Annotated in this window: 21 protein-coding genes; 11 read left to right on the forward strand and 10 right to left on the reverse strand. The window is 69.9% G+C overall.

What is annotated here, in order from left to right:
- Positions 1–107: 107 nt before the first annotated feature.
- The 6 genes from rhaI to ABD747_RS10325 all read left to right on the forward strand — a co-directional run bounded on the left by rhaI (position 108) and on the right by ABD747_RS10325 (position 7,950).
- Entirely contained in the window at positions 108–1,274 is a 1,167-nt protein-coding gene (gene rhaI, locus ABD747_RS10300) for an L-rhamnose isomerase (protein WP_344804082.1), read from the forward strand.
- Positions 1,275–1,490: 216 nt separating this feature from the next.
- The gene (locus ABD747_RS10305; protein ID WP_344804084.1) at positions 1,491–3,527 is read left to right on the forward strand and encodes a bifunctional aldolase/short-chain dehydrogenase; all 2,037 of its coding nucleotides are present in this window, start codon (positions 1,491–1,493) and stop codon (positions 3,525–3,527) included.
- A gap of 87 nt (positions 3,528–3,614) precedes the next feature.
- Positions 3,615–5,075: a rhamnulokinase gene (locus ABD747_RS10310; protein ID WP_344804086.1), complete on the forward strand. Its 1,461-nt coding sequence runs from the start codon at positions 3,615–3,617 to the stop codon at positions 5,073–5,075.
- 4 nt (positions 5,076–5,079) lie between these two features.
- Positions 5,080–5,829: a (Fe-S)-binding protein gene (locus ABD747_RS10315; RefSeq protein ID WP_344804088.1), complete on the forward strand. Its 750-nt coding sequence runs from the start codon at positions 5,080–5,082 to the stop codon at positions 5,827–5,829.
- Positions 5,822–7,315 carry a LutB/LldF family L-lactate oxidation iron-sulfur protein gene (locus ABD747_RS10320; protein ID WP_344804090.1) on the forward strand — a complete coding sequence of 498 codons (1,494 nt, stop codon included), beginning with the start codon at positions 5,822–5,824 and terminating at the stop codon, positions 7,313–7,315. The genes ABD747_RS10315 and ABD747_RS10320 overlap by 8 nt, the downstream gene beginning before the upstream one ends.
- Positions 7,312–7,950: a LutC/YkgG family protein gene (locus ABD747_RS10325; RefSeq protein WP_344804092.1), complete on the forward strand. Its 639-nt coding sequence runs from the start codon at positions 7,312–7,314 to the stop codon at positions 7,948–7,950. The genes ABD747_RS10320 and ABD747_RS10325 overlap by 4 nt, the downstream gene beginning before the upstream one ends.
- A 99-nt stretch (positions 7,951–8,049) precedes the next feature.
- On the opposite strand, the gene ABD747_RS10330 is transcribed toward ABD747_RS10325, so the two are convergent.
- The 6 genes from ABD747_RS10330 to ctaE form a co-directional block, all read right to left on the reverse strand.
- A complete protein-coding gene (locus ABD747_RS10330) occupies positions 8,050–9,081 on the reverse strand; it encodes a LacI family DNA-binding transcriptional regulator (protein ID WP_344804094.1) in 1,032 nt (343 codons plus the stop codon).
- Positions 9,082–9,572: 491 nt separating this feature from the next.
- A complete protein-coding gene (locus tag ABD747_RS10335; protein ID WP_344804096.1) occupies positions 9,573–10,409 on the reverse strand; it encodes a hypothetical protein in 837 nt (278 codons plus the stop codon).
- A 172-nt stretch (positions 10,410–10,581) separates the two neighbouring features.
- Positions 10,582–12,378, reverse strand: a complete 1,797-nt coding sequence (gene qcrB / locus ABD747_RS10340) for a cytochrome bc1 complex cytochrome b subunit (protein WP_344804098.1) — start codon at positions 12,376–12,378, stop codon at positions 10,582–10,584.
- Entirely contained in the window at positions 12,378–13,520 is a 1,143-nt protein-coding gene (qcrA, locus tag ABD747_RS10345; RefSeq protein WP_344804100.1) for a cytochrome bc1 complex Rieske iron-sulfur subunit, read from the reverse strand. Before qcrA ends, qcrB begins: the two co-directional genes overlap by 1 nt.
- On the reverse strand, positions 13,517–14,332 hold the full coding sequence (gene qcrC / locus ABD747_RS10350; protein WP_344804102.1) for a cytochrome bc1 complex diheme cytochrome c subunit: 816 nt from the start codon (positions 14,330–14,332) through the stop codon (positions 13,517–13,519). The genes qcrA and qcrC overlap by 4 nt, the downstream gene beginning before the upstream one ends.
- Positions 14,333–14,467: 135 nt before the next feature.
- Positions 14,468–15,181 (reverse strand): aa3-type cytochrome oxidase subunit III, encoded by a 714-nt coding sequence (ctaE, locus tag ABD747_RS10355; protein ID WP_459077224.1) that lies wholly within the window; start codon positions 15,179–15,181, stop codon positions 14,468–14,470.
- Between the two features lie 247 nt (positions 15,182–15,428).
- Between ctaE and ABD747_RS10360 the strand changes: the two genes are divergently transcribed.
- Positions 15,429–15,860, forward strand: a complete 432-nt coding sequence (locus tag ABD747_RS10360; RefSeq protein ID WP_344804104.1) for a DNA-binding transcriptional response regulator — start codon at positions 15,429–15,431, stop codon at positions 15,858–15,860.
- Positions 15,861–15,885: 25 nt separating this feature from the next.
- Positions 15,886–16,920, forward strand: coding sequence for an anthranilate phosphoribosyltransferase (gene trpD / locus ABD747_RS10365; RefSeq protein ID WP_344804106.1), 1,035 nt, complete (start codon positions 15,886–15,888; stop codon positions 16,918–16,920).
- Positions 16,921–16,960: 40 nt separating this feature from the next.
- On the opposite strand, the gene ABD747_RS10370 is transcribed toward trpD, so the two are convergent.
- Complete coding sequence (locus tag ABD747_RS10370; RefSeq protein ID WP_344804108.1) at positions 16,961–17,914, reverse strand: DUF2510 domain-containing protein; 954 nt, start codon at positions 17,912–17,914, stop codon at positions 16,961–16,963.
- 93 nt (positions 17,915–18,007) lie between these two features.
- Here ABD747_RS10370 and ABD747_RS10375 point away from each other — a divergent pair, with 93 nt between their 5' ends.
- Positions 18,008–18,433 carry a pilus assembly protein CpaE gene (locus tag ABD747_RS10375; RefSeq protein ID WP_344804110.1) on the forward strand — a complete coding sequence of 142 codons (426 nt, stop codon included), beginning with the start codon at positions 18,008–18,010 and terminating at the stop codon, positions 18,431–18,433.
- Here ABD747_RS10375 and ABD747_RS10380 read toward each other — a convergent pair.
- The 3 genes from ABD747_RS10380 to ABD747_RS26695 form a co-directional block, all read right to left on the reverse strand.
- Positions 18,400–19,074, reverse strand: a complete 675-nt coding sequence (locus ABD747_RS10380; protein WP_344804112.1) for an A24 family peptidase — start codon at positions 19,072–19,074, stop codon at positions 18,400–18,402. The genes ABD747_RS10375 and ABD747_RS10380 overlap by 34 nt on opposite strands.
- Positions 19,075–19,117: 43 nt before the next feature.
- Positions 19,118–19,681 (reverse strand): hypothetical protein, encoded by a 564-nt coding sequence (locus ABD747_RS10385; RefSeq protein ID WP_344804114.1) that lies wholly within the window; start codon positions 19,679–19,681, stop codon positions 19,118–19,120.
- A gap of 178 nt (positions 19,682–19,859) precedes the next feature.
- Positions 19,860–21,137, reverse strand: a complete 1,278-nt coding sequence (locus ABD747_RS26695) for a DUF5324 family protein (RefSeq protein WP_425562507.1) — start codon at positions 21,135–21,137, stop codon at positions 19,860–19,862.
- 149 nt (positions 21,138–21,286) lie between these two features.
- On the opposite strand from ABD747_RS26695, the gene ABD747_RS10400 reads away from it, so the two are divergent.
- Positions 21,287–21,802, forward strand: coding sequence for a peptidylprolyl isomerase (locus ABD747_RS10400; protein ID WP_344804116.1), 516 nt, complete (start codon positions 21,287–21,289; stop codon positions 21,800–21,802).
- The gene (locus tag ABD747_RS10405; RefSeq protein WP_344804118.1) at positions 21,799–22,653 is read left to right on the forward strand and encodes a rhomboid family intramembrane serine protease; all 855 of its coding nucleotides are present in this window, start codon (positions 21,799–21,801) and stop codon (positions 22,651–22,653) included. The genes ABD747_RS10400 and ABD747_RS10405 overlap by 4 nt, the downstream gene beginning before the upstream one ends.
- The last annotated feature ends 32 nt before the right edge of the window (positions 22,654–22,685 follow it).

The raw sequence follows: 22,685 nt of genomic DNA on the forward strand, positions 1-22,685 counted from the left end.
GACAGGTGTTGTGAAACCTTTCAAAGATCAGCTAGAGTGACGACACCGCTTCGGACCAGCGGCCGGGCCGGTGGAGGTCGGAGAACGACGAAAGTGAGGATCGAGTCATGGGACTCAACGACGGCATCCTGAATCAGCTGGCCGAGCAGGTCATCGAGCTCCCGTCGTGGGCGTTCGGCAACTCGGGCACCCGGTTCAAGGTCTTCGCCACCCCGGGCACGCCGCGCACGGTCGAGGAGAAGCTCGCCGATGCAGCCAAGGTCAACGAGCTGACCGCGCTGGCGCCGAAGGTCGCGTTGCACATCCCGTGGGACAAGGTCGACGACTATGCCGCCCTGCGGACGTACGCCGAGGATCTCGGGGTCTCGCTGGGCACGATCAACTCGAACACGTTCCAGGACGACATCTACAAGTTCGGCTCGCTGACCCATGTCGATGCGGCGGTCCGCCGGAAGGCGATCGATCACCACTACGAGTGCATCGAGATCATGAACCAGACCGGCTCGCGTGATCTGAAGATCTGGCTGGCCGACGGCACGAACTACCCGGGCCAGGGTGACATCCGCGGCCGGCAGGACCGGCTGGCCGACAGCCTGGCCGAGATCTATGCGCGCATCTCGCCCGAGCAACGGCTGGTGCTGGAGTACAAGTTCTTCGAGCCGGCGTTCTATCACACCGATGTGCCGGACTGGGGCACGTCGTACGCGCAGGTGGCGGCGCTGGGCGAGAACGCCGTGGTCTGCCTGGACACCGGTCATCACGCGCCGGGCACGAACATCGAGTTCATCGTGGCGCAGCTGTTGCGGCTGGGGAAGCTCGGCTCGTTCGACTTCAACTCCCGGTTCTATGCCGACGACGACCTGATCGTCGGTGCCGCCGATCCGTTCCAGCTGTTCCGGATCATCTACGAGGTGATCCGTGGCGGTGGGCTGGATCCGGACGCAGGTGTGGCGTTCATGCTGGACCAGTGCCACAACGTGGAGGACAAGGTTCCCGGTCAGATCCGGTCGGTGCTGAACGTTCAGGAGATGACGGCGCGGGCTCTGCTGGTGGACACCGATGCCTTGTTCGCCGCGCAGCAGGCCGGCGACGTGCTCGGTGCGAACGCGATCTTCATGGACGCGTTCTATACCGACGTACGTCCCGATCTGGCCACCTGGCGGGAGAGCCGCGGGCTGCCGGCCGACCCGCTCAAGGCGTACGCGGAATCGGGCTACCAGAAGACCATCGAGACCGAGCGGGTCGGCGGCACCCAGGCGGGCTGGGGCGCATAGTTCCCCGTGCGCGCTCCGGCTCGGTCCTCGGAGGTGCCGCTCGGACTACCATCCGCGCTCGCAGGCTCGCGCTCCCGCCAGACCCGCCACGTCCTACGCGGCACCTCCGAGGCCCGAGCCTCGTGCCGCTGCCGCGACCGGCATCCCTGACCACCCTTCCACCACCGACCGATCGCAGACGATGGGCTGCTGGCAGCCCGAGAGAGAGAAAGACCAGTGACGAACCAGGCAGTGACGGAGCTGATCGAGCGGAGCAATCGGCTCGGGTCGGATCCGAAGAACACGAACTATGCGGGCGGGAACACGTCGGCGAAGGGGACCGAGACCGACCCGGTGACCGGTGAGCCGATCGAACTGGTGTGGGTGAAGGGCTCGGGCGGTGACCTGGGCACGTTGAGTGAGAAGGGTCTGGCCGTGTTGCGGCTGGATCGGATGCGGGCACTGGTGGACGTCTATCCGGGTGTGGACCGGGAGGACGAGATGGTGGCCGCCTTCGACTTCTGCCTGCATGGCTTGGGTGGGGCGGCGCCGAGCATCGACACCGCGATGCACGGCCTGGTGGATGCGGCGCATGTCGATCACCTGCATCCGGACTCGGGGATCGCCATCGCGACGGCCGCGGACGGCGAGCAGCTGACCAAGGAGATCTTCGGCGACAGGGTCGTCTGGGTGCCGTGGCGGCGGCCCGGATTCCAGCTGGGACTGGACATCGCCAAGATCAAGAGTGAGAATCCGCAGGCGGTCGGCTGCATCCTCGGCGGCCACGGGATCACCGCCTGGGGCGAGACGAGCGAGGAGTCCGAACGGAACTCGCTGTGGATCATCGACACCGCGGCGGCGTACATCGACGAGCACGGCAAGGCGGAGCCGTTCGGCCCGGCGTTGGACGGCTACGGTGCACTGCCGGATGACCGGCGACGGGCGAAGGCGGCCGCGCTGGCGGCGACGCTGCGCTCGATCGCATCGGCGGACAAGCCGGTGGTGGGTCACTACACCGACGACCCGCGGGTGCTGGAGTTCCTGGCCTCGGCGGAGCATCCGCGGCTGGCGGCGCTCGGCACGTCGTGCCCCGATCATTTCCTGCGGACGAAGGTGAAGCCGCTGGTGTTGGATCTGCCGGCGGACGCGAGTGTCGAGGACAGCGTCGCCCGGTTGAGGGAGTTGCACGAGGCCTACCGGGCCGACTATCAGGGCTACTACGACCGGAACGCGACGCCGGACAGCCCGGCGATTCGCGGGGCGGATCCGGCGATCATCCTGGTTCCGGGTGTGGGGATGTTCTCGTACGGCAAGGACAAGCAGACCGCGCGGGTGGCGGGCGAGTTCTATCTGAATGCGATCAACGTGATGCGAGGTGCGGAGGGTGTCTCGACCTACGCGCCGATCGACGAGGCCGAGAAGTTCCGGATCGAGTACTGGGCGCTGGAGGAGGCGAAGCTGGCGCGGATGCCTACGCCGAAGCCGCTGGCCACCCGGATCGCGCTGGTCACCGGTGCGGCGTCGGGAATCGGCAAGGCGATCGCGACCCGGCTCGCCGCCGAGGGCGCATGTGTGGTGATCGCGGACCTGGACGAGGCCAAGGCGCAGCGTGCCGCCGCGGAGATCGGCAATCTGGATGTGGCGGTGGGGATCGCCGCTGACGTGACCGACGAGGCCGCCGTGCAGGCGGCGGTCGACGCGACCGTGCTGGCTTTCGGTGGTCTGGACATCGTGATCAACAACGCCGGTCTGTCGCTGTCCAAGGCGTTGCTGGACACCACGGTCGCCGACTGGGACCTGCAGCACAACGTGATGGCCAAGGGGTCGTTCCTGGTCTCGCGGGCCGCCGCGAGGGTGCTGATCGAACAAGGGCTGGGCGGCGACGTCGTGTACATCTCCTCCAAGAACTCGATCTTCGCGGGACCGAACAACATCGCGTACTCCGCGACCAAGGCCGACCAGGCCCACCAGGTTCGGCTGCTCGCCGCCGAGCTCGGCGAGTACGGCGTCAAGGTCAACGGCATCAATCCCGACGGCGTGGTCCGCGGCTCCGGCATCTTCGCCGGTGGCTGGGGCGCGAAGCGGGCGGCCGTGTACGGCGTGGCCGAGGAGGATCTCGGCAAGTACTACGCACAGCGCACGCTGCTGAAGCGCGAGGTGCTGCCCGAGCACGTCGCCAACGCCGTGTTCGTGCTTTGTTCCGCCGACCTGTCCCACACCACAGGCCTGCACATCCCGGTCGACGCCGGCGTCGCCGCCGCGTTCCTGCGCTGAGTGGTGTTGGATGGTCGCGCTCCGCGCTCCGTGCGTGGTCCTGTGCTCCCGAGAGGCTCCACAGATGACCGGAAGACTGGTGCTGCCATGACTGGTTCGACGGTGTTCGCGGCGATCGACATCGGTGCGTCCAGCGGCCGGGTGGTCGCCGGGATCCGTGACGGGCAAGGTTTCCGGACCGATATCGTGCACCGGTTCCCGAACGGTGTCCGGCAGGCCGACGGGCATCTGCGCTGGAACCTGACCTCGCTGTTCGCCGAGGTGCAGAAGGGTTTGCGGGCACTGACCGCCCGGTACCCGGACGTGATCAGCATCGGCGTCGACACCTGGGCGGTCGACTACGGGTTGCTGGACGCGGCGGGACGGTTGATCGCCGAGCCGGTGGCCTACCGGGACAGCCGGACTGACGCGGTGATCGCCGAGGTGGATGCGGTGCTCGGCCGCGAGCGGCAGTACGAGATCAGCGGGCTCCAGTTCCTGCCGTTCAACACGTTGTATCAGCTGGCTGCGGAACGGACGGCGGCACATTGGACGCAGGTCGCGCATGCGGTGCTGCTGCCGGACCTGATCGCGTACTGGCTGACCGGCGAGTTGCGGACCGAGGCGACCAACGCCTCCACCACCGGCCTGTTCGACGCCCGGAGCCGGTCCTGGTCGGCCGAGGCGTTCGATGCCCTCGGGCTGCCGCCCGACCTGTTCCCGGCGCTGATCCGACCCGGCGAGACGGTCGGCACGATCACGGACGAGATCGCCGTCCGGACCGGGCTGCCGGCGACGACCGCGGTGGTAGCGGTCGGCACCCACGACACCGCGTCGGCGGTGGTCGCCGTGCCGGCGCTGGATCGGGAGTTCGCGTACGTCTCGTCCGGGACCTGGTCGCTGGTCGGTCTCGAGCTGGACGAGCCGGTGATCACCACCGACACCCGAGCGGCGAACTTCACCAACGAGGGCGGCGTCGACGGTCGCGTCCGGTTCCTGCGCAACGTCGGCGGTCTCTGGCTACTGCAGGAGTCGCTGCGACAGTGGTCGAGCGACGGCGCGGAGCAGGACCTGTCCGACCTGCTGGCGAAGGCCGGCGAGCTGCCGGACGGCGGCCCGGTGATCGACATCGACGACCCGTCGTTCATTGCTCCGGACGACATGCCCGCCCGGATCCAGGCCGCGTGCCGCGACTCGAGCCAGCGGGTTCCGCAGACCCGGGCCGAGATCGTGCGCTGCGTGGTGGATTCCCTGGCGGTGGGTTATGCGAGGACCGTCGCCGAGGGAGCGCGGCTCGCCGGCCGCACGGTGTCGGCGATCCACATCGTCGGCGGCGGCTGCCAGAACGTCCTGCTGTGCCGGCTGACCGCCGACCTGTCCGGTCTTCCGGTGCTGGCCGGTCCGGTCGAGGCGACCGCGCTCGGCAACGTGATGGTCCAGGCGCGTGCCGCCGGGGCGATCACCGGCGATCTCGAGGCGCTGCGGGCGGTCGAGCGCGCAGGACTGACCCTTCGGGAGTACCAGCCGTCGTCCGATCGGAGTGGGGCACTATCGTCGAAGGCGAGGTGATCCGGTGAAGATCGCGCTGTTCATCACGTGTCTGGCGGACACGATGTTTCCGCAGGTGGGTCGGGCGACGGTCCGCCTGCTGGAGCGGCTGGGGCACGAGGTGGTGTTTCCCGCCGAGCAGACCTGTTGTGGCCAGATGCACGTGAACACGGGCTATCAGCGCGAGGCACTGCCGCTGGTGGAGCGGTACGTTCGCACGTTCGAGCCGTACGACGCGATCGTCGCGCCGTCCGGGTCCTGTGTCGGGTCGGTACGGCACCAGCACGCGCTGGTCGCATCCCGGTTCGGCAGCACCGCCCTGGCCGAGGATGCCGAGCAGCTGGGGCGGCGGACGTACGAGCTGTCGGAGCTGCTGGTCGACAGGCTGGGGGTGACCGACGTGGGGGCGTACTTCCCGCACCGCGTGACGTATCACCCGACCTGCCACTCGCTGCGGATGCTGCGGGTCGGGGACAAGCCGTTGCAGCTGCTCCGGAACGTGGACGCGATCCGGCTGGTCGAGTTGCCGGGCGCGGATCAGTGCTGCGGGTTCGGCGGGACGTTTGCGATCAAGAACGCGGATACGTCGACAGCGATGCTGGCGGACAAGATGCGAAGCGTGCTGGACACCGGCGCCGAGTTCTGCTCGGCCGGTGACAGTTCGTGTCTGATGCACATCGGCGGTGGGCTGTCCCGGCTGCGGACCGGCACCCGGGCGATCCACCTGGCCGAGATCCTCGCCCAGACTCGGGACGGCGGTCCGACGGATGGCTGAGCCGGTGCTGTTGGGGATGCCGACGCCGCCGACCTCGCCCCGCGGAGTGGGGAACCTCCGCGGCGACGAGACGTTCCCGATCGCTGCCCGGGCGGCGCTGGGCAATGCCCAGTTGCGGGCGAACCTCGGGCATGCCACCCAGACGATCCGAGCCAAGCGAGCCCAGGTGGTGGGGGAGGTGCCCGGCTGGGAGGCGCTGCGCGAGGCGGGTCGGCAGTTGAAGGTGCACACGATGGCGAACCTGGAGCGCTATCTGGTCCAGCTCGAGGAGAACGTGACCGCGCGTGGCGGGACGGTGCACTGGGCCCGGGACGCGGCCGAGGCCAACGAGATCGTCACAGACCTGATCAAGGCCACCGGCTCCGACGAGGTCGTCAAGGTCAAGTCGATGGCCACCCAGGAGATCGGGCTGAACGAGCATCTGGAGTCGCAGGGCATCGCCGCGATCGAGACGGATCTGGCCGAGCTGATCGTTCAGCTGGGCCACGACAAGCCGTCGCACATCCTGGTGCCGGCGATCCATCGGAACCGGGCGGAGATCAGGGAGATCTTCCTGCGGGAGATGGCGGACGCGGATCCGGGGCTGACCGACGAGCCGGCGGTGCTGGCCGGCGCGGCCCGCAAGCACCTGCGGCGCAAGTTCCTGTCGGCCCGGGTGGCGATCTCCGGCGCGAACTTCGGTATCGCCGAAACCGGCACGCTCGGGGTGGTGGAATCCGAGGGAAATGGCCGGATGTGCCTGACCCTGCCGCAGACGTTGATCACCGTGATGGGGATCGAGAAGCTCGTGCCGAGCTGGACCGACCTGGAGGTGTTCCTGCAGCTGCTGCCCCGGTCGTCGACCGGTGAGCGGATGAACCCGTACACCTCGATGTGGACCGGTATCACCCCCGGCGACGGACCCCAAGACTTCCACCTGGTGCTGCTGGACAACGGACGGACAGCGGTGCTGTCCGACGAGCAGGGCCGGGACGCGCTGAACTGCATCCGGTGCAGTGCCTGCCTGAACGTGTGCCCTGTCTACGAGCGGGCCGGCGGCCATGCGTACGGCTCGGTCTATCCGGGCCCGATCGGCGCGGTGCTGTCGCCGCAGCTGACCGGCATCGAGGACAACGCGTCGCTGCCGTACGCGAGCTCGCTGTGCGGCGCCTGCTACGACGCCTGCCCGGTCAAGATCGACATCCCGTCGATGCTGGTCCATCTCCGCGCCGCGCACGTCGAGACCCACCGGGCCGAGCACCGGTTGCCCACCGCCGAGAGCGCGGTCATGGCCGCCGCGGCCTGGGTGATGAGCGACGAGTCGCGGTGGACCGCCGCGGTGCGCGGCGCCCGGGCCGGCAGGGTGCTGGGGCGAAAGCGTGGCGTGATCGGGCCCCTGCCGCTCCCGCTGGCCAGTGCCTGGACCGGTTCGCGGGACGTCCCACGACCCCCGAAGCAGTCCTTCCGCGACTGGTGGGCCGCCGAACACGACCGGGAGACCTCGTGAACGCCCGGCAGCAGATCCTGAACCGGATCCGTGAGGCGCACGAGCTGGCGCCGCCGTCCGCACCGGCGTACGAGCAGGTGGATCGGGCCTACCGCGACCAGCCGACCCGCTCGCTGGACGACGTGGTCGAGCTGCTGGTCGACCGGTTGGTCGACTACCGGGCGCTGGTCCGGCGGTGCGCTCCGGACGAGCTGGCCAGCACGATCGCGGCGGCGATCGCCGAGCGCGGTGCGTGCACTCTGGTGGTCCCGTTCGGGCTGCCGACCGAGTGGAGCGACGGGCTGGACGTCGAGCTCCGGGTCGACCGGCCGGACGCACCGCTGACGGTGGCCGACCTCGACGCGGTCGACGGCGTCGTCACCGGCTGCGCCGTCGCTGCTGCGGAGACCGGAACGCTCGTGCTTGACGCCTCACCCGACCAGGGCCGGCGCGCGATCACCCTGGTGCCCGACTACCACCTGTGCGTGGTGGAGCGCGGCGTGATCGTTCCCGACGTACCCGAGATGATCGCCCGGATGGACCCGACCCGGCCGCTGACCATGATCAGCGGGCCGAGCGCCACCAGCGACATCGAGCTCAACCGGGTCGAAGGGGTGCACGGCCCACGCACCCTCGAGGTGATCGTCGTCGGCTGAGGCCGCCGGCCCCCGGAAACTGTGCAGCTGTTGCACCCGCCGCCGGCGTGTCGCTGCAGGACGCGCACAGTTTCCGGGTGGGAACTGAGGTCGAGCGGGTCAGGCGAGGCGGCGGGTCGAGTCCCGGACGATGAGCTCCGGTTGGAAGACGACGCTTCGCGGCTCCACCGGGTTGCCGGGCTCGGCCTCGATCTGCTCCAGCAGCAGGTCGATCGCGGTGCGTCCCATCAGCACCGAGGGCTGCCGGATCGAGCTCAACGGCACGACGGTGGCGCTGGCGAAGTCGATGTCGTCGTAACCGATCAGCGCGATGTCGCCCGGCACGTCGATCCGGCCGTTCAGCATCGTGAACGACTGCAGTGCGCCGACCGCCAGCAGATCGTTGGCGCAGAACACGCCGTCCGGGCGGCGGCCCGGCGGGCGCTGGACGATGGCGTCCGCCGCCGCGCGCCCGTGCTGCACGGTGAGCCCGTCCTTGAGCAACACCTCCAGCTCGACGTCCGGGTGCTCGGCAGCCGCCTTGTTTGCGCCGAACAGCCGGTCCGCGACCTGGCGGATCGTCACCGGGCCGCCGATGAAAGCGATCCGGCGGCAGCCCTGCTCGATCAGGTGGGTCACCGCGAGGTGCCCGCCGGCCACGTCGTCGACCGACACCGACGAGAACGGCCGGCCGTCGGCGACCCGGTCGACCAGGACGGTGACGATGCCGTGCGTCCGGAGGCGCTCCAGCCGGTCGAAGACATTGCCGAGCGGCGAGACCAGCAGCCCGCGGACGCGCTGCTGCTCGAACAGGTCGAGGTACGCGTGCTCTCGATCGGGCTGGTCGTCGCTGTTGGCCAGGAGCACGCTGAGCCCGTGCTTGGCGGCCTGCTGCTCGGCGCCGCGGCCGACGTCGGTGAAGAACGGATTGCGTACGTCCAGCAGGATGAAGCCGACCGACGTACTCTTCCCGGCCTTCAGCTGGCGGGCGGCGTCGTTGCGGACGAAGCCGAGTTGCTCGATTGCCGCCAGCACCCGCGCCCGGGTCGGCTCGGCGACCTTCTCGGGCCGGTTGAGGACGTTGGAGACGGTGCCGAGGGCCACACCGGCCCGTTCGGCGACGTCCTTGATGCTGACCTGCCCGCCCGCCATGCGCACATTGTGGCATGCACTCACAGCAATCCTGAAGCGTTACAGCAGCGCGCCACGCGAGAATCGGTCCGATGTAGCGCAGTTTTGATTCGTTTCAGGCCGGCGTGGCCACCCGGGTCTCGGATCCTCTGTACGCCGCCGGATCCCCTGCAGCGGATCCGAGTCGTCATAGGGGATCCGAGTTGCGGTAGGGGATCCGGGTTGCGGTAGGGGATCCGGGTTGCGGTAGGGGATCCAAGGTGCAATAGGGGATCCGAGGCGAGGTCCCGGCGGATCTCGGATCCTTCGTACGTCGCCGGATCCCCTACAGCGGATCCGAAGTGCTCCAGGGGATCCGAGTTGCGGTGGGGGATCCGGGCGGCGGTGGGGGATCCAAGGTGCAAGAGGGGATCCGAGGTCAGGTCCCGCCGGATCTCGGATCCTCTGTACGTCGCCGGATCCCCTACAGCGGATCCGAAGTGCTCCAGGGGATCCGAGTTCCGGGGGAGGGGTCAGCCGGCGGGGAGGGCGGCGCCGGACTGGGCGGCGGCACCGGCGTCGGTCGACGGGGTGGCGGTGGGCTGCGACTCGCTCGGGCTGGCCGACGGGCTCTCCGACTCCGTCGCCGACGGCTCCGCGCTCGGCTGGGTGCTCTCGGTCTCGGTCGCCGACGGCGAAGAGGAGGGCGCGGACGGGCTGGGCGTCGAGTCCGAACCCGAGCTGTCCTTGTTGTCCGAGCTCGGGGTGTCGCTGCGCACCTGCGACACGGTGGTCCCGCTGCCGCCGGAGAGTGGCTGACCGCTGACCCGCTCGTAGCCGGTGATCAGCACCGCCGCGAGGGCGAAGACGGACAGGCTGATCGCGACGGCGCGCTTCCACGGGAAGCCGCCGGCGGATCGGGCACGCGCCTTGGCGCCGGACGACGTCCGGCCGGCTGACGTCCGACCCCGGGAGGGCTGCTCCAACGGGAGCGGATCCCAGACCGGGAGCACCTGGGTCTCCTCGATCGCCCGGCCGGTCGCGGTGACCGTGGTGGTCGGATCGATGGGTGCGGGCGGCGCGGTCGCGGCGTCGGTGCCGCCGCGAAACACGGTCCGCACCTTCTCCCGGCCGGTCCGCAGGGATGCTGTGTACAGCGAGCCGGCCACACCGGCGACGACACTGGCGAGCGCGGCGCCGGCGATCGTGCCGCCGACACCCAGGGTCGACCCGAGCGCGGCTGCCGTCATCGCGGCCAGGGCGCCGCCGACGACCTGGGTCAGCGACAGATCAAGGACCTTCTTCTTCTCCGTCGCCTCCTCGGCTTCGTCGGGCTGCGGATTCTGCGGGGCTTTCAGATCGGTACTCATGGCCTTCGTGGATCGGTCGGGGACGGGTGCCACCCGGCGACGCGCGGCATCTTCCACCAGGTGCCAACGTACGAACGCCCGGGATATTCGCCGATCCGGGCAAGAGTGAGAAAGCACACACCCCCTTCCGCCAAGGGCGGAAGGGGGTGTGGAACGAGGCCGGTGGCCGGCGTCAGCGCGCGGGCCGGAACTCCGTCGGGTCGTCGATCTCCGAACCGTCGGAGGTGATCTCGTGGTGATGGCTGCTGCCGACGACGGCGTCCTCGGTCGCGTAGCCGGCGTCGTCGTGGATCTCGCCGTGATGATGCGCCGCGTCCTCGAGCTCTTCCTGAGTCGGCTTGCGGAGCGAGTCAAGGAACCAGAACCGGGTCGCCTTGCGCCGGCGGTTCTCCTTCTTCAGCTGCTTCTCGGGCAGCTGGCCGGCGGCCAACGGGAGCAGCGGATCGTGCTCCAGGTGCTGCGTACGCGTGAATGCCTCCTCCTGCGTGATCGGCCGGTGCCGCTCGTGGTAGCCGCCCGACGGCGAGCGGACGATGACGCCGCTCTCCGCCCCGTGCAGCAACCGCTCGTGGTCGACCCGCTGGAGGGCCACGCAGATCCGCTTGGTGATGAGGAACGCGAGCACCGGTCCGACGAACACCGCCACCCGCATGAAGTACGTCACCGAGTTCAGCGAGACGTGGAACTGGGTGGCGACCAGGTCGTTGCCCCCGGCGATCCAGAACAGCCCGTAGGCGGTCATCGCGGCGACCCCGAACGCGGTCCGGGTCGGCGCGTTGCGCGGCCGCTCGAGCACGTGGTGCTCGGCGTTGTCCCCGGTCACCCAGCGCTCGATGAACGGGTACAGGCCCATCGCGGTGAACATCAGCCCCATCAGCCCGAGACCCGGAATGGCGACGTTCCACGACCACGTGGTGTGGCCGATGTGCGACTCCCAGTTCGGCATGATCCGGATGGCGCCCTCGACGAAGCCCATGTACCAGTCGGGCTGGGAGCCGGCGGTCACTTCGGCCGGGTTGTACGGGCCGTACGTCCAGACCGGGTTGATCTGCATCAGGCCGCCCATCAGCACGATCACGCCGCTGACGATGAAGAAGAAGCCGCCGGCCTTGGCCATGTAGACGGGGTAGAGCGGATAGCCCACCACGTTGTTGTCGTTGCGTCCGGGACCCGGGTACTGCGTGTGCTTGTGGTAGAAGACCAGGGCCAGGTGCGCCGCGATCAGACCCAGGATGATGGCCGGGATGAGCAGGATGTGGGCCATGTAGAGCCGCGGGATGATCAGCGACCCCGGGAACTCGCCGCCGAACACGAAGAACTCGACCCAGGTGCCGATCAGCGGGATCGCCCGGATCAGGCCGTCGACGAAGCGCAGGCCGGTGCCCGACAGCAGGTCGTCCGGCAGCGAGTAGCCGGCGAAGCCCTCGATCAGGCCGATCGCGATCAGGCCGACACCGATCAGCCAGTTGATCTCACGCGGCTTGCGGAAGGCTCCGGTGAAGAAGATGCGGAGGCTGTGCACCAGCATGGCGGCGATGAACAGCATGGCGGCCCAGTGGTGCGCCTGCCGAATCAGCAGTCCACCGCGGATGTCGAAGGACAGCGTGAGCGTGGAGTCGTATGCCTCGGAGACCTCCAGGCCGCGGAGCAGCTGGTAGCTGCCCTGGTATTCGACCTCGCCCATCGACGGCTTGAACCACAGCGTCAGGAAGACGCCGGTGAGCAGCAGCACGATGAAGGAGTAGAGCGCGATCTCACCGAGCAGGAACGACCAGTGGTCGGGGAAGACCTTGCGCAGGTAGAAGGCCTTCTTGCCGTCGTTGCGGACCAGGGTGGCCAGGCCAAGCCGTTCGTCGGCCCACTTGGCGGGACCGGCGAGCTTCTTGAACACGGGCCCCAGTTCTTGCGGCGGGGTCTGGGCCGGGACGGCTGTGGAGTCGTCGCCGGAGGTGGGCACTGGCTTGGCCATCAGTTGTCACCCTCAACGAAGTCGTTACGCGAGTCGCGCTCGAAATAGCTCGGGCCGACCGGCACGGTGAAGCCGCTCCGCGCGATGAGGTAACCCTCGGCGTCGGTGGTGATCGGCAGCTGGGGCAGGGCTCGGGCGGCGGGGCCGAAGACGACCACGCCCGAGTCGCCCAGGTCGAACGTCGACTGGTGGCACGGGCAGAGCAGGTGATGGGTCTGCTGTTCCCACAGGCTGATCGGGCAGCCGACGTGAGTGCAGATCTTGGAGTAGCAGAGGATTCCGCCAACCTGCCAGTCGCGGCGGGAGTTGGGGATCTTGATCGTGTTCGGGTTCATCCGGACGACGATGATCGAGCACTTGGCCTTGGCCTGCAGGAACTCGGTGCCGTGCAGGTCCTGCAGGTTCTCCGGCTGGCCGTTGACCAGCTGGCCGATGACCAGGTCGGTGGCCTTGATCGGGGTGTACGTGACGTCGTTGACCAGCCGGATGCCGGGCGCCCAGATGGTGTCCTCGATGGTGCGCTCGCGCTCACCCTTGGTCGGCCACGGGCCGAGATCGGCGAGCCCGACCAAGATCGGCAGACCGAGCGCCGCGACTGCACCGATGAGGCTTCGCCCGATCACCTTGCGGCGGGTCAGTTGAGTCTCGGCCAGGCCCTCGTTGACGTCTTCCATCACCGACTCGCGGGCCTCGTCGGTGGAGACCATCGGGTGCCGGATGTCGACGATTTCCTTGTCGCCCATCAGCGTCCGGGCCCATTGGATCGCGCCCATGCCCAGCAGCAGGATGGCGAACCCGAGGGTGAGACCGAACAGCACGTGCTGCGCGTTGGAGTGCAGCGGGCCGAAGTCGATCGTGACGTTGCTCGGGACGGCGAAGTAGACCACCACGAAGGCGACGCAGAGGAGCGGCACCAGGCCGAACATGGTGGCGACCTGCCGGGTCGCCCGGTCGGCAGCCTTCTCGTCGACGTCGGCCAGCCGCGGCAGGTGCTCTTCCAGACCCGGATCCGGGACCGGGAACCGCTCCGGGTCGTAGGCGACCGCGAGCTCGCCGTGCGACGCGCTCTCCAGCTCGGGCTGACCCTCGTGGGTCCCGTGACCAGAGCCGGTTCCGTGGCCCTCGTGTGTTCCGTGGCTCATCGTGCCTTCGCTCCCTTGGCCGCGATCCAGATGCCGAAGCAGATGACGATCCCCAGGCCGAGGACCCACGCCCACAGACCCTCGCTCACCGGGCCGAGCCCGCCGAGCGCGAGTCCACCCTGGTTGGGCTTCGCGTGCAGCGTGTTCAGGTAGCCGATGATCGCCCGCTTGTCGTCGGGGGTGAGCACCTGGTCGGAGAACACCGGCATCTGCTGCGGACCGGTGATCATCGCCTCGTAGAGGTGCAGGTTGGACACCCCGCGCAGCGACGGTGCGTACTTGCCGTTCGGCAGGGCGCCGCCGGCGCCCTCGAAGTTGTGGCAGGCCGAGCAGTTGGTGCGGAACAGCTCACCGCCGCGAGACAGGTCCTCGTCGCTCAGGTTGCCCGGATCCACCATCTCCTCGGTGGGGATCTCCGGTCCGGGACCGAGGGACTGGACGAACGCCGCGAGCGCGAGCACCTCCTCCTCGGTGTAGCGGGTCGGCTTCACCGGGGCCTGAGCCTCTGGTTTGGACATCGGCATCCGGCCGGTGCTGACCTGGAACTCCACGGACGCCGCACCGACGCCGACCAGGGGCGGGCCCTGGATGTGCTCGGTGACCTGGCCCTCGCCGTTCAGGCCGTGGCAGGACGAGCAACCGACGGCGAAGAGAGCCTTGCCCTGGGCGATCTGCTGGGTCGTGTTGGTGTCGGCGGAGACCTGTTGGGACGGTGCCAGGAACGCCCAGGACGCACCCATCACGAACAGGCCGGCCACCAGCAGCAGCAGCTTCGCCGCCGGGTGGCGCCGTCTGGAAGACAGGAACCTCACGTGGTGAGCCCTCTCAGGTCTTGGTGTCGGGTGGCCGAGCGCTTTCACTGCGGCTCGGTCGTGCTGTTCAGTTGTCCCCGGAGGCTCTCCGGGTGTGTTCGGTTCCGGCGACGGTGCTGGATGCACCGCCACCGATCAGCGCAGGATGTAGATCACACCGAACAGGGCGATCCACACCACGTCGACGAAGTGCCAGTAGTACGAGACGACGACCGAGGCGACCGCCTGCTCGTGGGTGAAGGTGCGGGCCAGGAAGGTCCGGCCCAGCAGGACGCAGAAGGCGATCAGGCCGCCGGTCACGTGCAGGCCGTGGAACCCGGTGGCCAGGAAGAAGACCGAGCCGTAGACGCTGGAGGAGATGGTCAGGCCCGCCTCCGAGAACAGCGACGCGTACTCGTACACCTGGCCGCCGATGAAGAACGCGCCCATGAAGAACGTCAGCACATACCACTCGCGCAGGCCCCAGCCGCGGATGTTGGCGAGACCGCCGGTGCGCTTGACCTGCCCCCGCTCGGCGGCGAACACGCCCATCTGGCAGGTGAACGAGCTGGCCACCAGGACGCTGGTGTTGACGATGGCGAACGGGATGTTCAGCAGCGCCGTCGACTCGTCCCACAGCGTCGGGGTGCCCAGCACCGCGGCCTGCTCGTTGGTCACGTTGCGGATCGTGAAGTAGGCCGCGAACAGCGCCGCGAAGAACATCAGTTCTGACGCGAGCCAGACGATCACGCCGACCGCGACCGGGTCGGGCCGGTCGTCGCGGCCGTGCAATCGGGTCTGCGGGATCGGGTGCAGCGACCCTGCGGGCCTGGTCAGCGAGCCGCTGGCGGCATGTGTGTGTAGAGCCACGGGGTCATTATTGCCGCAACGTCTCGGCAGGTCACCCCTGGGCATCAGATGTCGATGATCACGTTTTGGAGCTCAGGTGAGCCTAAGTAGTTGATCTTGGCTCCGGGGTGTGCCGGCGGCGCCGTCGCGGCGGTCGTCGGGTGAGCTTCGTACGTCGCCTCGGCACCGGCCGATACGATCGGGCGCCGAGGGTGTGGACGAGGCCGGCCCGAGCGGTCGGGCCGGCGAGCTGGGCACGAGGAGAGCGATGAGCGAGCAGACCACCGAGACCGGGGACCGGGTGCTGACGATCCTGCTGTACGCGTCGGATCGGTCGGTCCGCGAGAACGTACGCTTCGTGCTCGGCCGGACCGTCGCCGCCGATCTGCCGCCGGTCCGCGTGCTGGAGGTCGCCACCCAGCCCGCCGTGCTCACCCAGCTGGACGCCGGCGGGATCGACCTGGTCATCCTGGACGGCGAGGCCGTGCCGGGCGGGATGGGGCTGGCCCGCCAGCTGAAGGACGAGATCCACGAGTGCCCACCGATCTTGCTGCTCACGGGCCGGCCGGACGATGCCTGGCTGGCGACCTGGTCCCGTGCCGACGGTGCCGTCCCGCACCCGGTCGACCCGGTCCGGCTGCCCGAGGCGGTGGCGGGGCTGTTGCGTGCCGGTGCGGCGTCCCGGGCCGGCGGCGCATGAACCCGGCCGAGGCCGGTGGCACCCGATGAGCTGGGCACCGGTGTTGGGCCGGCTCGTCGCGGGCGAGGACCTGGACCGCGACGACGCGGCGTGGGCGATGCGGCAGATCCTGGGTGGTGAGGCGACACCGGCCCAGTTGGCCGCGTTCGCCGTCGCGCTCCGGGCGAAGGGGGAGACGATCGCCGAGCTCTCCGCCCTCGCCGACACCATGCTCGAGTTCGCCACGCCGATCGAGATCTCCGATCACGCGGTCGACGTGGTCGGCTCGGGTGGGGACCGGGCGAACACCGTCAACATCTCGACCATGGCCGCGATCGTGGCGGCGGCAGCCGGTGCGCGCGTGGTCAAGCACGGCAACCGGGCTGCCTCCTCGGCGTGCGGCGCGGCCGACGTGCTGGAGGCGCTCGGCGTGGTGCTCGACCTGAGGCCGGAGCAGCAGGTAGCGGTCGTCGATCGGGTCGGGATCGGCTTCTTGTTCGCGCCGCTCTATCACCCCGCGCTGCGCCATGCTGGGCCGGTTCGCGGCCAGCTGGGCATCCCGACCACGTTCAACTTCCTCGGCCCGCTGGCCAACCCGGCCCAGCCGGTGGCGCAGGCCGTCGGCGTGGCGGACGTCCGGATGGCGGAGCTGATGGCCGGTGTGTTCGCCGCCCGCGGCAACCAGGGCCTGGTGGTGCACGGCGGCGACGGTCTGGACGAGTTGACCACGACCGCGCCGTCGCAGGTCTGGCTCTATCGAGACGGCGCCGTCCGCACCGCGGAGCTGGAGCCGCTGGAGCTCGGCATCGCGCGCGGGGTCCGGGCCGACCTGGTGGGCGGCACCGCAGACGTCAACGCCGCGGTCGCGACCGCTCTGCTCGACGGCCGGCCCGGCCCGGTGCGCGACATCGTGCTGCTCAACGCCGCTGCGGCGCTGCTCGCCTACGACGGTTTCGACGACCGGCCGCTGAACGACCAGCTCGCGCCGCAGCTGGCGCGCGCGGCCGCGGCCGTCGACGACGGGGCGGCGAAGGCCAAGCTCGCGCACTGGGTCGAGGCGACGCGATCCGCGGCCGGCTGACGGTTCCGTACGCGCTCTCGCCGTGCCTCGCGGCGGACGGTCAGTCGACGTGCAACGAGTCGAGCGAGGTGGCGGCCAGGTCGCGGAGCGCCTGGTCGGCGTCGGTCGGCACCGAGCTGAAGGCGGCGACCTCGGTTCCGTCGTCCAGCCGGACCACGACGACGGTCAGCCGGTCGGCCCGGCTGGCCAGACCGGCGATCCGATAGCGGACCTCGGCGCTGACCAGCACTCCCGAGCAGCCGTCGACGGAATGATCGGCGAGCGAGACGGCACCGATCGTGACCGGCTGCCGGTCGAAGAACTGCGCGGCGATGCCGTCGGTGACGGCCCGTGCGGTCGTCTCCGGATCGCTGCTCGCGACGCCGCTCGCGACATGGGCCAGCCCGACCAGCGCGGCCCAGTCATGGCGATCGTGATAGTTCTCGTGCACGATCGCCACGCCGACGAAATAGCTGTCGAAGAGTCCCTTGGCCCGCATCGGATCGGGTCGGACGCGGTACGGGTCGTCGGGCAGGGTCATCGACGCCCCACCGATCCTGGCCAGTCGGCTGTCCTGGTCGAGCTCGCCCTCGGCGCCGGTGGCCGCGGGCCGCGGGGCGGCGCCGGCCTTGGCCCGGTCCACCGCCGAGGTCGGCTCGTGCCAGATCACGAGGCCCAGGACGACACCGGCGACCGCGAGCACCGCGACCCCGATCGTCCAGGCCGTCGCCTGGTGCAGCCGAGCTCGCCCGCCGGTCGTGGGCTGGCCGGTCGTGGGCTGGCCGGTCGTGATCTGGCCGGGAACGGATGGGGTGCCCACGCCTTGCTTGTTCTGGGCTGGCTGGTTCTGGGTGGGCTGGTTCTCGGCCGGCTGGGTCCGGACGGGCAGCGCGCCGACCGGCTCGGGTGCGTGCCGCGAGTCCCCGACGGCGTCGGTCCATTCCGTGCCGTCCCACCAGCGGTATCCCGGGGCGCCACCGGGGTCTGGATACCACCCGGGTCTGGCGCCGCTCACGCCTGGAGCGTAGTCGGCTCTCGGTAACCCGCCCGGAGTTCGACCCGGGGTCGGCGCCGCGATCGGCGCCACCTGCGCGACATACTGGCGAGCATGATCTCCCGGGAGCTGGCCGAGCGACTGTCGCCGTTTCTCACCTGGCAGCCGGCGAACGGAGATCGGTTCTACATCCCGCGGCCCGAGATCGCCGAGTCGGTGTTCACGGTCAGCGACATGGTGGTCGAGCTGGTGAACCGCGACGGTGAGTCGCGGTTCCACTTCAACGGCACCGTCGAGTGGGCGCTGGACTCGGTGGAGTCGAGCGCCGTGGTCTGGCTGCCACGCGAGGACCAGTTGCGCGAGCTGATCGGCGCGTACTTCTTGTCCCTCGACTTCTCCTCCGCGGGCTTCGTGGTCACTGTCAGCGGCCCGGCCCGGGCCTTCCACACCGAGCCGCAGGCGGACGCGGCCGACGCGTACGCCCTGGCACTGATCTACGTGCTCGATCAGCCGAGCGTCAGTACGGCCAGCGCGAGGTAGCAGCCGAGCAGCATCGCGGGCGCGTACGGGAACCCCTGCCGCCGGCCGCGGGCGAGCAGGACCAGCCCGATCACGCCACCGAGCACGCTGCCGAGGAACAGCGCCCAGATCAACAGCGGCCACGAGACGGTGCCGGCGGCGGCCCCGATCAGCAGCGCGAAACGTACGTCGCCGAAGCCGAACCCGCCGCGACTGACCGCCCAGACGATCGCATACAGCGCGCCGGCGGCGAACCCGCCGACCAGTCCGCGCGCGGCGATGGCGGGGTCTGCGGCGAGCCCGGCCACGAGCAAGACGGCCAGCAGCATCGCCAGCCAGCCGATCCGGGTCAGCCGCAGCGGTAGCCAGGTAGTGCGCAGGTCGACCAGTGCGAGGATCGTCCCCACGCTGGCCAGGACCACCCACGGCGGCTGCGCCCGCGGCGGCAGCAGCGCCCACGACGTCCACCCCAGCGCCAGCGCGACCAGCGCACAGCCGAGCGCGAACCGCCCGTCGGCCAGAGCCGCGTAGGGCAGCTTCCGATCGACATCGGGCTCGCCGGCGGGCGGCTCCGGCATCCTGCGGAGGATCGGCCCGGCGGCCAGCCCGGTCAGCACGGCGGTGGCTGCCGCCGGCAGCAGCGCCACCCACGGGCCGCTCACCGGCTCGTCCGGCCGGGCCGGGTCGGCCGGGCGGGACCGACGCTCACGCGGCGTCCGCGAGCCAGCCACGCTCCGCGGCGATCTCGCCTGCGGCCGGCCGAGCGGCCATCCGCGCGTCCGACTCGGCCAGCGCCGCGATCAGCCGCAGCTCTACCAACTGGGCACACCGGGGCAGCCGGCCGGCCGCCAGCCCCTCGACCTCCGTGGCCGTGGTCCCGGTCAGCCGCGCCAGTGACGCCACGCTGCGTCCTCGGCTCCGCAGTGTCAACAGCACGCTCCGGCTCCGCTCGGCCGGCACCAGCCGGCTGCGCACCAGCCCCGCCTCGAGCGGCGTGAGTGCGAGCAGCCGACCGGCGCTGATCGGATCGATCCGGCGCATCGGCCGGCCGTCCCGACCGTTGACCAGCCGCTGGATCAGCCGGACCGAGACCCGGGCCAGGGCGGCGAGCTCGCGCGGCGTCAGCCCCGAGCTCGCCGTCAGGTGCACGACATGGGCGCGGAACGGCGCCGGTTCGAGCCAGCCGGTCTCCGGTCCGGTGACGGTGGTGACCGCTCGAGGGTGCGATTCGGTGGTCTGGGGGAGCGGGTCGAGGATCAGCGCGGTCATCGGCGGCCTTTCTGCGAAATTGCCTTCTATCCCTAGAAGGCCCTCGCAGCGGCCCGGATGTTAGCGGCGCACGCGACTTTTCTCCCGAACGCGGAAAGTGGTCACAACCGACAACGTTCGGATGCCCCGAATTGTCGGCTGCGACCACTCTCGTCAGAAGCGGGTCGGTCTCAATGCGTCAGTCGGTCTTGTCCTTCGCGTCCTCGGCCTTGTCCTCGACGGCGTCGGCGGCGTCCTGCGCCGCATCCTTGGCGTCCTCGGCCTTGTCCTGGACGGCGTCGGCCGCGTCCTCGGCCTTGTCCTGGACCGCGTCGGCGGCGTCCCCGGCCGAGTCTTGGACCGCGTCGGCGGCGTCCTGCGCCGCATCCTTGGCGTCCTCGGCCTTGTCCTGGACGGCGTCGGCGGCGTCCTCGGCCTTGTCCTGCACCGCGTCGGCGGCGTCCCCGGCCTTGTCCTGGACCGCGTCGGCGGCGTCCTGCGCCGCATCCTTGGCGTCCTCGGCCGTGTCCTGGACCGCATCGGCCAGGTCGGCGGCCTTGTCCTTGGCTGCGTCGGCGAGATCGGCGGCTTTGTCCTTGGCCGCGCCGGCCAGGTCGGCGGCCTTGTCCTTCACCGCGCCGGCAGCGGCAGCGGCGGAATCGGTGGCCTCCTTCCACGGGCTCGGCTTGGCGTCCGCGGGCTTGGGCGGCGCGTACGGCGTGGTCGGCCTGGCGGCCTGCCAGTCGGACTCCTTGCCGCCGCCCAGCACCTTTCGGGCCACCACCACGACGACGCCACCGATGATCGCGACTACCGCGATCCGCTTGATCCAGCGCCCCTTCTTCTTCGGCTCGGGCAGCACCAGGTCGCCCTTGGCCGCGGCCACGGTCGACTTCGCGCGGCTGCTCGCCTCCGCCACCAGCGGGGTCGCGGCCGCAGCCGCCAGCACCTCGGACAACTTCGGCAAGACATCGTCGGCGAGCTTCTCGCGGGCCAGGTCGACCGCCGGCGGAACCCGCTCCAGGGCGTCCTCGAGCCGGGGCCCCAGGACCTCGACCGCGTCGTGGGCTGCCTTGGCGCCTCGCCGCTTCGCGGTGCTGGCCAGCGGCCCGATGTAGTCGGCGGCCTGGTGCGCGTACGGCCCGATCCGGTCCGCCGCACTCTGCGCGTACGGGCTCACCGTGTCGACCGCGGACTGGGCATACGGACTGATCTTGTCGACGGCGGAGTGCGCGTAGGGGCCGACCCGCTCGACCGCCGACTGGGCGAGAGGCCCGACCCGGTCGGCCGCGGCATGAGCCAGTGGTCCGACCTGATCCGCGGCAGCGCCGACCTTGTCCGCGGCGGTCTGGGCCAGTGGGCCGACCCGATCGGCGGCGCCGTGCACGATCGGGCTGACCCGGTCGGCGACGGTGTGGACGAAGTCCTCGGCAGGCTCGGCGACGGCCTCGACCTGCTTGTCGATCTTGCGCTTCATGATCCTCCGTAAGAGTGCCCGGATCCCGGTTCTACCGCAGCAGTTCCCCAACTTACCGCCCGTCACACGTCGTGGCGCCGCGGGCTTGGACCCGCATGACAGGATGGCTCCCGACCTGATCGGCATCGACGGCAGAAAGGCCCTTCTTCGTGGCTCAGACGGCTACCTTGCACACCAACCACGGCGACATCGTGATCGAGTTGTTCCCGGATCAGGCGCCCAAGACCGTGGCCAACTTCGTGGGTCTGGCCTCGGGCACGAAGGAATATCGCGATCCCGAGACGGGCCAGCCGACGAAGGGCAAGTTCTACGACGGACTGACCTTCCACCGGGTGATCGACGGTTTCATGATCCAGGGCGGCTGCCCGCTGGGCACCGGGACCGGCGGCCCGGGATACACGTTCGCCGACGAGTTCCACCCCGACCTGGTGTTCAGCAAGCCCTACCTGCTGGCGATGGCCAACGCCGGGCCCGGCACCAACGGCTCGCAGTTCTTCATCACCGTGGGACCGACGCCGCACCTGAACCGGCGGCACACGATCTTCGGCGAGGTGACCGATCCGGCCAGCCAGGCCGTGGTGGACGAGATCGCGTCCGTACGCACCGGCCGCGCGGACCGTCCCGTCGACCCGGTCGTGATCACCTCGGTCGACATCTCGGAGTGAGCTCGTCGGCCGCGCCGGGCCCGGAGTTCGAGGCGCCGGGATTCGTGGCCTGCTATCGGCACGCCGATCGGCAGACCGGGATCAAGTGCCAGCGCTGCCACCGCCCGATCTGCGGGGAGTGCATGCGTCCGGCGTCGGTCGGGTTCCACTGTCCGCAGTGCGTCTCGTCGGGCAGCGCCAGGGTCCGGGCGCCGAAGACGATGTTCGGGGCCGCGCTGCGGCCCGGGGGCGGCTCGGCGACCAAGGTGTTGATGGGCGTCCTCGCGGTGACGTACGTCCTCAACCTGGTCACCCGCGGGCTCGTGGCGGGGCTGCTGGTGATGAGCAACGAGGCGGTTGCCGCGGGCCAGTTCTGGCGGCTGATCACGTCCTCGTTCGCCGGGGTCGGGCTGTTCGCCACCCTGCTGAACCTGCTCATCCTGTGGCTGGTCGGGCGGGCGATCGAGAGCGAGCTCGGAGCTTGGCGGTTCGTCGCCCTGTATACGGCGGCCGGGCTCGGCGGCACCACACTGTGCTTCCTGCTCGGCCCGCCCGGTCTGGTCACCGCGAGCGGGGCCGCGTTCTCGATCATCGGCCTGCTGGCGGCCAACGCGATCGGCAAGCTGAAGTCGCACGAGGACATCCGGGGCGACATCAGCCTGCTGGTGCTGCTGATCCTCTACAACATCCTGATCGGCTTCTCCAGCTTCGGCTGGCTGGGCATGATCGGCGGCGCCCTGGTGGGTGCGCTGTCCGGTGCGATCCTGGCCTACGCGCCGCGGCAGAGCCGCACCGCCATCCAGGCATTCGGCCTGCTGGCCGTGGTGCTGCTGTGCCTGGTCGCGGTGGTCGCGAAGATCGCCCTGGGCTGAATGGTGCTGGGCTGAATCGTGCCGGGCTGAAT

It is taken from the genome of Microlunatus ginsengisoli (assembly GCF_039537205.1).
In the GTDB taxonomy this organism is placed as follows: domain Bacteria; phylum Actinomycetota; class Actinomycetes; order Propionibacteriales; family Propionibacteriaceae; genus Microlunatus; species Microlunatus ginsengisoli.